Genomic DNA, 12901 nt, shown 5'->3' with positions numbered 1-12901 from the left:
CGTGACCGGCCGGCTACTTGATCGAGGTGTTGATCGCGGTGAACTTGCTGCTCAGTCCCGAGCCCAGGCCGTTGACGGCCGCCAGGATCACGATGCTCAATCCGCCGGCAATGATGGCGTATTCGATCGAGGTCGCGCCAGCCTGATTCTTCAGGAAGCTCGCAATCAACTGCCGCATCTACCTCTCCGGTCGGGCTCGATCATCTGACGCGCCGGAAGGGCGCGCCGAGGCCGGGATGGACGCCCCGCCGGAAACCCTCCGTCATCGGCTTGAACAATCGGTTAACCCGATGAGGTACCTGCGCGGCCCAGATTCGGAGCCGGCATTCCATGGCAGGCCCGCCCTCGCCCGACCTCCGAGATCCGAACCGGAGTGCAAGCAACTGAACTTGCTTCGCTTTATTCTCAGTCCGCAGCCCCCGGCCGGTTGGCGGCAAAGCCGAGCCGCTGAATCCTCGTCCGACACATTCAGAAAAAATTCGGCTTATCCGCCAGATGCCACGTCATGATCTGGGTCAACGGCGATGGCGTGGACCGCCTTAAAGGTTATCCTGATCGCTATGAGCACAACAGATTCCGCCCGTCCCCAGCTCAAGATCCGCAGCGTCGCGCTCGACACCGGCCGCGAGAACGTGGTCGTGATCTCCCGCCGCTCGAAGGCGTTGCGGCCCGAGGTGTTCCGCGGCTTCAGCCGCGTCGAGCTGCGCTGCAACTCGCGGACGCTGCTGGCGACCCTTCTGATCACCGACGACGACGCACTGGTCGGCCCCGACGAGATCGGCCTGTCGGAGCCGGCGATGCGGCGCTTCGCCGAGCCGGCCGGCACGCGGGCGACGGTGTCGCCGGCGACCCCGCCCGAGAGCATGGAAGCGGTGCGCGCCAAGATCCGGGGCGAGACCTTGAGCGACCAGGCGATCGCTGCCGTGATCGAGGACCTCACCCACTACCGCTACTCCGACATGGAGATCGCCGCTTTCCTGATCGGCTCAGCCAGCTTCATGAGCTCCGGCGAGCTGCTGGCGCTGACGCGCGCGATGGCCAATGCGGGCACGCAATTGAAATGGCCCGAGCCGGTGGTGGTCGACAAGCACTGCATCGGCGGCATTCCCGGCAACCGCACCTCGATGGTGGTGGTGCCGATCGTCGCCGCCCACGGCCTGACCATTCCAAAAACCTCCTCGCGCGCGATCACCTCGCCAGCCGGCACCGCCGATACGATGGAGGTGCTGGCGCGGGTGAATGTCGGCGCCGACGAGATGAAGTCGATCGTCGCGGCCTGCAATGGCTGCGTGATCTGGGGCGGCCACGTCAATCTGTCGCCGGCCGACGACGTCCTGATCTCGGTCGAGCGCCCGCTCAGCCTCGACACCCGCGAGCAGATGGTCGCCTCGATCCTGTCGAAGAAGCTGGCCGCCGGCTCGACGCATCTGCTGCTCGACCTGCCGGTCGGGCCGACCGCCAAGCTCACCAGCGGCGCGGAGGCGATGCGGCTGCGCAAGCTGTTCGAATTCGTCGGCGACCGTTTCGGGCTCAAGGTCGAGGTGATCACGACCGACGGCCGCCAGCCGATCGGCAACGGCATCGGTCCGGTGCTGGAGGCGCGCGACGTGATGGCGGTGCTGGGCAACGAGCCGTCGGCGCCTGCGGACCTGCGCGAGAAGTCGCTGCGGCTCGCCGCGCATCTGCTCGAATATGATCCGAAGCTGCGCGGCGGCGCCGGCTATAACAGGGCGCGCGAGCTGCTCGACAACGGCGCGGCGCTCAAGCAGATGCTGAAGATCATCGATGCGCAGGGCCCGCCGGAATGCCGCAGCGAGCTCGGCGATCTCGCCTTCGACGTCAAGGCGGAGCGCGACGGTGTCGTGTCCGCGATCGATTGCCTGCGGCTCAATCGCCTGGCGCGTACCGCCGGCGCGCCGGTGAACAAGGGCTCCGGGATCATGCTGTTCAAGAAGATCGGCGATCGTGTCGACCAGGGTGAACCACTCTATCGCGTGTTCACCTGCGATCCGTCGGAGCATGATCTGGCCGCAGCCGCAGCTGCCGCCAACCACGGCTATGGCTTCGCCGACGGCGCGAATGGTCGTTCGTGATGAACCGTCATCGAGCATCGATCCATCGTCCTCGGGAGACCACCGCATGAGTGTGACCGTTCGCTTCTGCGGTGCCGCGCATACCGTAACAGGGTCCTGCTATCTGGTGCGGAGCGGCAAGAGCCAGTTCCTGATCGATTGCGGCCTGTTCCAGGGCCAGAAGACGCTGAAGGAGCTCAACTACGGCGACTTCCCATTCCGTCCCGCCGACATCGACGCCGTGCTGCTGACGCATGCGCATATCGACCATAGCGGCCTGCTGCCGAAGCTGGTGCGCATGGGCTTCGACGGCAAGATCTTCGCCACGCGCGGCACCATCGATCTCTGCTCATGGATGCTGCCCGATGCCGGCAACATCCAGGAGCAGGAGGTGCTGGCGCTGAACCGCCGCAACATCGCGCGCGGCCGCGGCGAGGTCAGCCCGATTTACACCCAGGCCGACGCCATCGCGGCGCTGCAATACTTCCAAGCCGTCCCCTACGAGACCTGGACCGAGATCATTCCAGGCGTTCGCGCCCGCTACTGGAATGCCGGCCATCTGCTGGGCTCCGCCTCGATCGAGATCGAATTCGCAGGACAAGGCGCCGATGGCGGACCGCTGCGGCTGCTTGCCTCCGGCGATGTCGGGCCCGACGCCAAGCTCTTGCAGCCCGATCCGAAAGCGCCGGAGGGTTTCGACTACGTGATCTCGGAGGCGACCTATGGCGACCGGATTCGCGAGCCGACCACGCCGGAGCTGCGCCGCGGCCGTCTGGCCGGCGAGGTGCGCGACGCGGCGGCGGCCAAGGGCGCGCTATTGATCCCGGCCTTCGCGGTCGAGCGGACGCAGGAGCTGATCGTCGATCTGGTCGGCCTGATGGAGCGCGGCGAGATTCCGGCCGCGCCGGTGTTCCTGGACTCGCCGCTGGCGATCCACGCCACCGAGGTGTTTCGCGCGCACACCGAGAGCCTCGACGGCGGCAGCGATGTCGGCCGGCTGTTGTCGTCGTCGCATCTGCGCTTCACCGAGACGGTCGATGAAAGCAAGGCGATCGCCAAGCTGACCGGATTTCACATCGTCATCGCCGCCAGCGGCATGTGCGATGCCGGTCGCATCCGCCATCATCTCAAGCGCTGGCTGTGGAACAACCGCGCCACCGTGCTGCTGGTCGGCTATCAGGCCAACGGCACGCTGGGGCGCTTCCTGCAGGACGGCGTCAAGGCGGTGCGCATCCAGGGCGAGGAGATCAAGGTCGCGGCACGTATCCGCATGATCGACGACTATTCCGGCCACGCCGACGGCGCCGAGATCGCCCGCTGGATCGCGGCCCGCCGCCCGATCGCGCGCGGCCTGTTTCTGTCCCACGGCGAGGATGCCGCGATCGCGGCGCTTGCGGCGCGCGTCGCCGAGCGCATCGTGCCGACCGCGAAAGTGTTCTCCCCCCTGCTCGACGACGTCTACGAGCTGACGAGCGCGGTGCCGACGCCGCTCGACGTCGCGCGCCGGCGGCGGCTAGCGCCGGAGGCGGTCACCCGGCTGGACTGGCACAACGACATGTCGGGCCTGCTGCTCGACATCCACGAGCGGATCGAGCAAGCCGCCGACGATCGCGCCCGCGGCGTCATCATCCGCCGCCTGCGCCGGGCGCTCGAAGAGTGATGCGAGCGGCGTAGCCGCGAAGGCCGCGCCTGCGATGTTCGTCGTCGAACGGTCACACTTTGATCGCACCTTGAGGGACCATCAGGTGCGGTGCGAAGCTCGCAGACGGCGACGCTCTCGCAGCTTGTGCATATTGAAACACACAACGTGCCGACGGCTGGTCTCCGAGAGCTGTTCTGATAGGCTCGACACGTGGTTCATGACAACGGAACGATCCGGGTGAACCGGGCGCAGGTGGGGAAACGAGGGGCTCTCACATGCATCAACCATCGAAATGGTGGGCGGGACTGATCGCTGTTGCCGTGCTCTGGCTCGCGGCCGTGAGCTTCAAGACGGCTGATGTCGAGGACGACATTGCGCCGCGGGCACGCGCCGCCGTCGCGGCCGCCGTCCCCGACACAGCCGCGGCCCTCAAGGTCACGGTCGCGGGCCGCGACGTTCGCATCGCAGGGCCGGAGTTCAGTCCCGATCAGTCGACGAAACTGGCAGACGCCGCCACGGTCAATGGCGTCCGGCTCGTCGACGGCACCTACGACAAGCTGCCGACACCGAAGCCCTATGCCTTCCGCGCCACGCGAAACGGCGGCCAGCTCGTGCTCGAAGGCGCGGTGCCGACGCCCGCCGTTCGGAATGCCGTGCTCAATGCCGTCCGTTCGTCCGGTGGTGAAGTGGTCGATCGCCTCTCCTATGCGCTGGGAGCTCCGGCCGACTTCGCGGCCATCGCGAGCCATGGATCGGTCCAGGCCGCCAAGCTCAATGGCGGCACGTTCGCGCTCGCGGACAAGGCTTATTCGATCGCAGGTGCCGCCGCCTCATCGGACGTCTATGAGGCTGCCGTCGCGGCGACGCGGCAGCTGCCGGGCGGCGCCTTGCTCGACAAGGTGGCGATCCTACCGCCGGAGGCAAAGCCGTTCATCTGGAGCGCGGTTCGCGAGGACAACACGCTGGTGATGTCCGGCGTCGTTCCGAATGACGATATCAGGCGCGCGCTCGAGGCCGCCGCGATCAAGGCCTGGCCCGGCGCGTCGGTGATGCATCACATGCAGATCGCGCGTGGCGCGCCTGCTGGCGATTTTGGCGCCTACACGTCCTATGCGCTGGCGGAGCTTACCAGGCTGAGCACGGGCCGCGTCGTCATCTCCGACGCCACCTACGCGATTTCGGGCGAGGCCCCCTCCACCGCCGCCTACGATGAAACGATGGCCGGGATCGGCAAGCTGCCGACCGGGCTGAGCTTGGCGAAAGCCGAGATTCTGCCGCCGGAAATCAAGCCCTATCGCTGGTCGGCGGAGTTCGACGGCACCAGCTTGAGCCTCACAGGTCTCGCGCCGAGCGGAGCGGCCCGCGATGCGATGCTGGGCTCCGCCAGTGGACAGTTCGACGGCAAGCCGATCAAGAGCCAGATCGGCATCGCCCGCGGCGCCCCGGATGGCGACCTTGCCAAAGCGAGCGCGAGCCTGCTGCAGCAGCTCGCCAGGCTGTCGCAGGGGCGCGCCGAGATCAACGACACCCAGGTCTCGCTCAGGGGCGTCGGACTCGCCAACGTCACCGGCGCAGCCGTGCGCGAGCAACTGGCCGACGCCCTGCCCGCGCCGTTCGCGCTCGCGTCCATCGACGTCCGCGACGGCCCGGTCTCGCCTTACGCGTTCGGACTGCAGAAGCAGGACGGCCGTGTCATGATGAGCGGCTACGTGCCTGATGACGCCGCCCGCCGCGATCTCGTCGACGCCGCCACAACGACCTTCATCACCGAGACGGTCGAGGACGGTCTGAAGATCGGCGACGGTGCGCCAAAGGATTACGTGCAGTCGCTGAAGGCGACGTTCCCGGCGCTGGCGCGGCTGTGGTCCGGCGCGCTGACGGCGAAGGACGCGGCGATCACGGTCGACGGGCTCGCCATCTACGACAAGTCGGCCGAGCAGGTCCGCAAGGAGCTCGCCGAGGCGGTCGGCAGCGGCTTCAAGCTCGACGACGTCAAGATCGGCGTCAAGCCGGAAAGCCCGCCGCTCGCGGTCGCGGAGTGCCAGCCGGCGTTCAACGGGCTGCTCGCCAAGGGCCGCATCCGCTTCAGCACCGGCAGCGCCGAGCTGAGCCGCGCCTCGCTGGCGCTGCTCGATCACCTGATCGAGGTTGCGCAGCGCTGCAAGGACGCCGAGATCGCGATCGAAGGCCACACCGACAATGTCGGCGACGAAGCTGACAACATGGACCTCTCCAAGCGCCGGGCGGCGGCGGTGGTCGGCTATATCGGCGACGCCGGCATCGACACCTCGCGCATGACCTCGGAGGGTTACGGGCAGACCAAGCCGGTCGCTTCCAACGACACGGCCGAAGGCCGCGCGCAGAACCGCCGCATCGAATTCGTCGTCAAGTGAGGCGCTGACATCATGATGTACGACCTTGCGACATTTCCGTTCTGGATCATCCTCGCCGTCGGCATCGGCGGCTTTGTCGGCTGGCGCACCTGGTCGGACGAGCCGCGGCCGGACTGGCTGAGAAGCTGGCTGCTGCCGGCGACGCTCGCCCTCGTCATCGGGATCCTGATGGCGCTGCTGACAGTGCTGCCCGGACGTGCCGGCCTGTGGCTCGAGGTCGGCCTGCTGATGGTCGGCGCCTATGTTCTCGGCTGCCTGATCGGCGGACAGCTCAGGGAATATGTCGGGTTGGGTGACACCAGTGCGATGTCGCCGGGCGGGCCTGGAAGCAGCGTCGCGTTCGCCGGCGCAACCGCGGCGGCTCGTCCTTGGGCGGACAGCCCATCCCCGGCTGCGCAAGCCGCAGCCAGCGTCGAGGCCGATCGCCTTGCCACTGAAGCTGCCGCAAACGCTGAAGCCGAACGTGTTGCGGCCGAAGCCGCTGCAAGGGCGGAGGCCGAGCGTCTAGCCGCCGAAACGGCCGCAAAGGCCGAGGCTGAGCGGCTCGCCGCGGAAGCCGCGGCAAGGGCCGAGGCTGATCGCCTGGCGGCTGAAGCCGCAGCGAAGGCCGAAGCCGAACGTCTCGCTGCCGAGGCGGCGGCGAACGCCGAGTCCGAGCGCCGTGCTGCGGAGGCCGCCGCGAAAGCCGAAGCCGACCGCCTCGCTGCGGAAGCAGCCGCGAAAGCAGAGGCCGATCGCGTTGCGGCTGAAAAGGCCGAAGCCGAACGCTTGGCCGCCGAAGCAGCGGCGAAAGCCGAAGCAGACCGTCTTGCGGCAGAGGCCGTTGCGAAAGCCGAGGCGGAAGCCCGGCGTCTCGCGGCCGAAGCGACCGCCAAGGCCGAGGCCGAGGCCGATCGCCTCGCCGCCGAAGCGGCCGCACGCGCGGAAGCCGATCGCCTAGCCGCCGACGCCGAGGCGGAACGGCTTGCCGCCGAGGTCGCCGCATCATCGGCCCCGGAGAGCCCGGCCTCGGCCGACGACAGACCGCCGGCCCTGTCCGCCCCCGAGGGCGCCGCCGACGATCTCAAGCTGATCAAGGGCATCGGACCCAAGAATGAGCGCGTCCTCAACGACATCGGCGTGCATCATTTCAGCCAGATCGCGGCGTGGACGCCTGACCATGCGAGCTGGGTCGGCCATCACATGGCCTTTCCCGGCCGGATCGAGCGCGAGCACTGGATCGCGCAGGCCAAGCTGCTCGCGGCCGGCCTCGACACCGCGCATTCCAGCGCGGTGAAGTCCGGCGCGATCACCATCGACGAACACGCCGACGCGCCGCTGAGCGAGGACGAGGCGAGCTACCTCCTGGCCCACCTGCCGGCGCTGATGCCGCCCGTCGAGAACGAGGACGTCCACGGCGGCGCCCGCCCGCTCGGGCTCGTCGCGCCGCGCGGCGGCCAGGCCGACGATCTCAAGCTGATCAAGGGCATCGGCAAGCAGAACGAGGCGCGGCTGCACGGCCTCGGCATCTGGCATTTCGCGCAGATCGCGGCCTGGACCGCCGAGCACGCCAAATGGGTCGGCTCGTATCTGGCGTTCGCAGGACGGATCGAGCGCGAGCAATGGGTCGCGCAGGCCAAGGAGCTCGCAAGCGGCGGGACCACGGAATTCGCCCGCCGCGTCGAGGCTGGTCTGGTCAAGTCATCCGCCGACGACGGCTCCCGCGGGCAGGACAACGTCGAGATCGTGCAACCACGCGAGTAGCGGCGCCAACTGGAGCATGATCCGGAAAAGTGGATCATGATGCGATTCCGTGGAATCGCATCATGATCTCAACGAATCGTCGGGTGTGCAAAGGCGCTGACTTGCCCTCTCGTCACGCGCGATGGTGATGGCGCCGTGCCCACCCTGCTTTCCTTACTCGGCGAGCTCGACCGCCTCGCTGCGCGACGGGCCGGCCAGCGGCCGCTCCTCCATCAGCATCATGCAGACGGAGGCGCAGGCCAGCATCGCGGTGGCCGCGGCATAGACGAAGCGGAAGGCATGGATCATGTCGGCTTCCGCGATGCCGCTGACCGCGCCATGGGCGCCCTCCGCCAGCGAAATGTCGGCGCCCAGCGCCATCAGCAGGATGGCGCTGAAGGCCGCGACCGTGAACGAGGACATCATCGAGCGGAAGAAGTTCATGGCGCCGGTGATGGTGCCGATCTGGGAGCGGTCCACCGCGTTCTGCAGCGACACCACCGAGATCGGGAACGCCGTGCCGAGCCCGATGCCGTAGATCGACAGCAGCGCCATCAGCACCCAGAGCGAGGGCGTCGTCACCGTCATGACCGCGGCGGCGATGGTGCCGATGATCGTGCCCACGATGGCGACGCGCTTGTAGTGCTTGACCCGGGCCATGGTGCGGCCGGCAACCGCGGCGCCGAGGGTCGAGATCGCCGCGATCGGAATCAGGCCGAGACCGGCCTGGCTCGGGGTCAAATGATAGACCAGCTCGTAATAGAGCGGCAGATGGACCGTGAGCCCGATCAGGGCGCCGAGTGCGCAGCCGCTCGCCAGCATGCCGTAGGGCACCACCGTTCCGCCCATCAGCGACAGCGGCAGGAACGGCTCATCGGCCCGCTTGGCGTGCCAGACGAAGGCCAAGCCGAGCGCCACCGCGCTGCCGATCATCGCCAGCAGGGTCGGCGACAGCCAGGCCAGCTTGTGGCCACCCCAGGTCAGCACCAGCATGAACACGACGGCCGAGGCCATCAGCAGCAGGCCGCCGGCCCAGTCGACCTTGCGCAGCCGGTGATAGACCGGCAGCCGGCCCATCTTGGGCAGCAGCAATGCGAGCGCCGCGATCGCGAGCGGGACATTGATCCAGAAGATCATCGACCAGTGCAGATGGTCGGCGAAGAAGCCGCCGATCACCGGCCCGAGCAGGCCGGCGAGCAGCCAGACCCCGCTGAAATAGGCCTGGTACTGGCCGCGCTCGCGCGGGCTGACGACGTCGGAGATCACGGTCTGGACCACCGGCATGATGCCGCCGCCGCCGAGCCCCTGCAGGCCGCGGGCGAGGATCAGCACCGGCATGTTCGGCGCCAGCGCGCAGACCACCGAGCCGACCACGAACAGGCTGAGCGCGGTGATGATCATCGAGCGGCGGCCATAGATGTCGCAGAGCGTGCCGAACACCGGCGCCACCGCGGTCGACGCCAGCAGGTAGGCGGTGATCACCCAGGAGAGATTGGTGACGTCCTGAAACTCGCGGCCGATGGTCGGCAGCGCGGTCGCCACGATGGTCTGGTCGAGCGCGGCCAGGAACATCGTCAGCAGCAGGCTCATCAGGATGGTGCGCACCTCGGCCTGGGTCAGCGGCACCGGCGGCGCAAGCGACGGCGCATCCTCGATCGCCTGAACCTGCGGCGGAATGGCCGGCAGCTCGGCGGCGATCTCTTCGGGCAGGGATTGGGACGCGGCAGGGTAATGCGTCTGCCGATCAAACTTGTTCATGGGATGAATGCCGTGCCCGGGCGCGACGACGCCGCGCGGATTCGCTGTCTGGCGAACTACTTAAGGCATAATTTTCCCGTGCGGCAGCGGGTCGGGTGCATGGGTGCATTCCGACAGCACGGGAACGGTCGCATCATCGTGACTTGCTGCGGGTGCGAGGTGATCGCGCTATTTCGGCCGTCGCTTCAACTTGGCCCGCTTCGGCAGCAGCACCGGCCACTGCACGATGTGGTCCTCGAGCTGGTCGTCCGGAACGTCGTCCTCGGTGCCCTCGACCCGGCCGCGCACCGAGACGCCGGCTTCATGGACCGTCTGAGGATCGCCCGAGATCAGGGGATGCCACCAGTAGAGATCGCGCCCCTCAGCCACGAGGCGGTAGCCGCAGCTCGGTGGCAGCCAGGTCAGCGTGCGGACGTTCTCAGGTGTCAGGCGAACGCAATCCGACACCTGTTCGGAACGATTCGGGTAGTCCTTGCAGGCACATAGCCCGGCATCCAAGAGCTTGCAGGAAATGTGGGTGAAGTAGATGTCGCCGGTATCCTCGTCTTCCAGCTTCTCCAGGCAGCAGCGCCCGCAGCCATCGCAGAGGCTCTCCCATTCCACCTCGGACATCTCTTCCAAGATCTTGGTTTTCCAGAACATTCCCTCCTGGCCCGAGGGACGTTTGAGCGGTGCGGTCATCGGGCGATTCTCAAAGAGGGCGTGAGGTGGCCGCCATCTAGGTGCCCGGCCCCGAGCCGCGCAAGGGGCTTTGCCGATTACGGCGGCACGTTAGCTTTGTGCATCAAATTATGAGCGGAACCATTGGTTTGTGACCCCCGCTCGGCTAGATAGATGATTGAGTCACTCCGGCGGCGGCGCCGGCAATGCGGCTTGGGGTCAGGTGCTCGGGTTCGGGCGGCTGACTGTGCAGTGCCATGGGTTTGCCGCAACAATCGCGCAAGACCCTTCGATGGCCCCCAGCCCCACTTGCTGAGTGCTTTCGAAGCCAGCTGACACGCTTTCGAAACGACCAGGGTTCCCGTGCGGCAGATCATTCCAGACGATTGGAAGAAGCGGATCAACAATTTCCGCCTGGATCTCGACGCCCGCTTCGATTCGGCGCTGTTCTCCTCCCTGCGCGGCACCCGCGAGCTGTATGAGCGCTATTCGGCGTTCATGGACCGCTTCTATGTCGGCGGCTGGAAGCGCTGGGTGTTCGTCGAGCCGTTCTCGGAGGCGGCCACGATCGGGCTCGGCGGCCTGGTGCTGATGCTGGCGCTCGCGATCCCCGCCTTCCGGGAAACTGCCGATGAGGACTGGCTGAAGAAGTCCGACCTCGCCGTGACCTTCCTCGACCGCTATGGCAACCCGATCGGCAGCCGCGGCATCAAGCACAATGATTCGATTCCGCTGGAGGACTTCCCGGACAATCTGATCAAGGCGACGCTCGCCACCGAGGACCGCCGCTTCTACGACCATTTCGGCATCGACATTGCCGGCACGGCGCGCGCCCTCGTCACCAACGCCCAGGCCGGCGGCGTCCGCCAGGGCGGCTCCTCGATCAGCCAGCAGCTCGCCAAGAACCTGTTCCTGTCCAACGAGCGCACCATCGAGCGCAAGGTCAACGAGGCGTTCCTGGCGATCTGGCTGGAAACCCGGCTGACCAAGAACGAGATCCTCAAGCTCTATCTCGACCGCGCCTATATGGGCGGCGGCACCTTCGGCGTCGACGGCGCGGCACACTTCTATTTCAACAAGTCGGTGCGCGACATCAACCTCGCCGAAGCCGCGATGCTGGCCGGGCTGTTCAAGGCGCCGACCAAGTTCGCCCCCCACATCAACCTGCCCGCCGCCCGCGCCCGCGCCAACGTCGTGCTCGACAATCTGGTCGATGCCGGGTTCATGACCGAGGGCCAAGTGTTCGGCGCCCGCCGCAACCCGGCCTTCGCAGTCGACCGCCGCGACGAAAGCTCGCCGAACTACTTCCTCGACTATGCCTTCGACGAGATGCGCAAGCTGGTCGACACGTTCCCGAAGTCTTACACCGAGCGCGTCTTCGTGGTGCGGACCTCGATCGACATGACCGTGCAGCATGCGGCCGACGAGGCGATCGAGAACCAGTTGCGCCAGTTCGGCCGCGACTATCACGCGACCCAGGCGGCAACCGTCGTCTCCGACCTCGACGGCGGCATCCGCGCCATGGTCGGCGGCCGCGACTATGGTGCCAGCCAGTTCAACCGCGCAGTCGACGCCTACCGGCAGCCGGGATCGTCGTTCAAGCCTTACGTCTACACCACCGCGCTGCTGAACGGCTTCAAGCCGACCTCGATCGTGGTCGACGGCCCGGTCTGCATCGGCAACTGGTGCCCGCAGAATTATGGCCATTCCTATTCCGGCTCGGTGACGCTGACGCAGGCGATCACCCGCTCGATCAACGTCGTCCCGGTCAAGCTGTCGATCGCGCTCGGCGGCAAGGAGGGTCCGAAGGCCGGCCGCGCCAAGATCATCGAGGTCGCGCGGCGCTTCGGGCTCAAGGCGCCGCTGCCCGACACGCCGTCGATGCCGATCGGCTCCGACGAGGTCACGGTGCTGGAGCATGCGGTCGCCTATGCGACCTTCCCGAACAAGGGCAAGGCGGTGACGCCGCATTCCGTGCTGGAGGTCCGCACCGGCGCCGGCGACCTGGTCTGGCGCTGGGACCGTGACGGGCCGAAGCCGAAGCAGGCAATCCCGGCCTCGGTTGCTGCCGACATGGCGGGCATGATGAGCCACGTGGTCAGCGAAGGCACCGCACGCCGCGCCGCACTCGACGGCATTCCAACCGCCGGCAAGACCGGCACCACCAACGCCTATCGGGACGCCTGGTTCGTCGGCTACACCGGCAACTTCACCTGCGCGGTCTGGTACGGCAATGACGACTATTCGCCGACCAACCGTATGACCGGCGGCTCGCTGCCGGCGCAGACGTGGCACGACATCATGGTCGCCGCGCATCAGGGCGTCGAGGTCAAGGAGCTGCCCGGCGTCGGCATGGGCGAAAAGCTGCCGCAGTCGGCGTCCGCCGCGATGGCACAGGCCGGCCAGCCGAAGACGCTGGAGATCAAGCCCGGTCCGCCGCCGATCCTGACCCGCCGCGGCGCCGAGGTGCTGGTTCAGGTCGAGAAGATGCTGGACGATGCGGCGCGCCTCGCCGAGAAGGCCGCGCCTGCCGATCCGCGCAAGCCCGGCAAGCCGGTCTCGTCGAGCGCGCTGGCCTTCCCTGAGAACTACGCCGCGGCAACGGCCGACGGCGTGACCATCCCTGCCCTGCGCAAGAACTGACGTCAGCGATC

The 12901-nt window shown here is 67.4% G+C and carries 8 protein-coding genes; 5 read left to right on the top strand and 3 right to left on the bottom strand.

The genetic code is table 11. The features are described 5' to 3' along the window. Positions 1 to 13: 13 nt before the first annotated feature. Entirely contained in the window at positions 14 to 178 is a 165-nt protein-coding gene (locus QX073_RS11010; RefSeq protein WP_315716136.1) for a Flp family type IVb pilin, read from the bottom strand. A gap of 382 nt (positions 179 to 560) precedes the next feature. On the opposite strand from QX073_RS11010, the gene QX073_RS11005 reads away from it, so the two are divergent. The 4 genes from QX073_RS11005 to QX073_RS10990 all read left to right on the top strand — a co-directional run bounded on the left by QX073_RS11005 (position 561) and on the right by QX073_RS10990 (position 7850). Next, a complete protein-coding gene (locus tag QX073_RS11005) occupies positions 561 to 2093 on the top strand; it encodes a thymidine phosphorylase family protein (protein ID WP_316167022.1) in 1533 nt (510 codons plus the stop codon). Between the two features lie 46 nt (positions 2094 to 2139). Then, positions 2140 to 3732 (top strand): MBL fold metallo-hydrolase, encoded by a 1593-nt coding sequence (locus tag QX073_RS11000; protein ID WP_316225742.1) that lies wholly within the window; start codon positions 2140 to 2142, stop codon positions 3730 to 3732. A gap of 257 nt (positions 3733 to 3989) precedes the next feature. Then, the gene (locus QX073_RS10995; protein ID WP_316225741.1) at positions 3990 to 6107 is read left to right on the top strand and encodes an OmpA family protein; all 2118 of its coding nucleotides are present in this window, start codon (positions 3990 to 3992) and stop codon (positions 6105 to 6107) included. Between the two features lie 12 nt (positions 6108 to 6119). After that, positions 6120 to 7850 (top strand): cell envelope biogenesis protein TolA, encoded by a 1731-nt coding sequence (locus QX073_RS10990; protein ID WP_316225740.1) that lies wholly within the window; start codon positions 6120 to 6122, stop codon positions 7848 to 7850. 153 nt (positions 7851 to 8003) lie between these two features. Here the strand turns inward: QX073_RS10990 and QX073_RS10985 are convergent, their stop codons facing one another. Together QX073_RS10985 and QX073_RS10980 are read right to left on the bottom strand one after the other, a co-directional pair. Next, a complete protein-coding gene (locus QX073_RS10985) occupies positions 8004 to 9587 on the bottom strand; it encodes an MDR family MFS transporter (protein ID WP_315753065.1) in 1584 nt (527 codons plus the stop codon). A gap of 168 nt (positions 9588 to 9755) precedes the next feature. Further along, positions 9756 to 10268 (bottom strand): YcgN family cysteine cluster protein, encoded by a 513-nt coding sequence (locus QX073_RS10980; protein WP_315753066.1) that lies wholly within the window; start codon positions 10266 to 10268, stop codon positions 9756 to 9758. Between the two features lie 342 nt (positions 10269 to 10610). Between QX073_RS10980 and QX073_RS10975 the strand changes: the two genes are divergently transcribed. Continuing rightward, positions 10611 to 12890 carry a PBP1A family penicillin-binding protein gene (locus QX073_RS10975; protein WP_315753067.1) on the top strand — a complete coding sequence of 760 codons (2280 nt, stop codon included), beginning with the start codon at positions 10611 to 10613 and terminating at the stop codon, positions 12888 to 12890. Positions 12891 to 12901: the final 11 nt, after the last annotated feature.

Source organism: Bradyrhizobium sp. SZCCHNS3052 (assembly GCF_032484495.1).
Taxonomy (GTDB): Bacteria; Pseudomonadota; Alphaproteobacteria; order Rhizobiales; family Xanthobacteraceae; genus Bradyrhizobium.
This window is presented reverse-complemented; position numbering and strand designations above follow the sequence as displayed.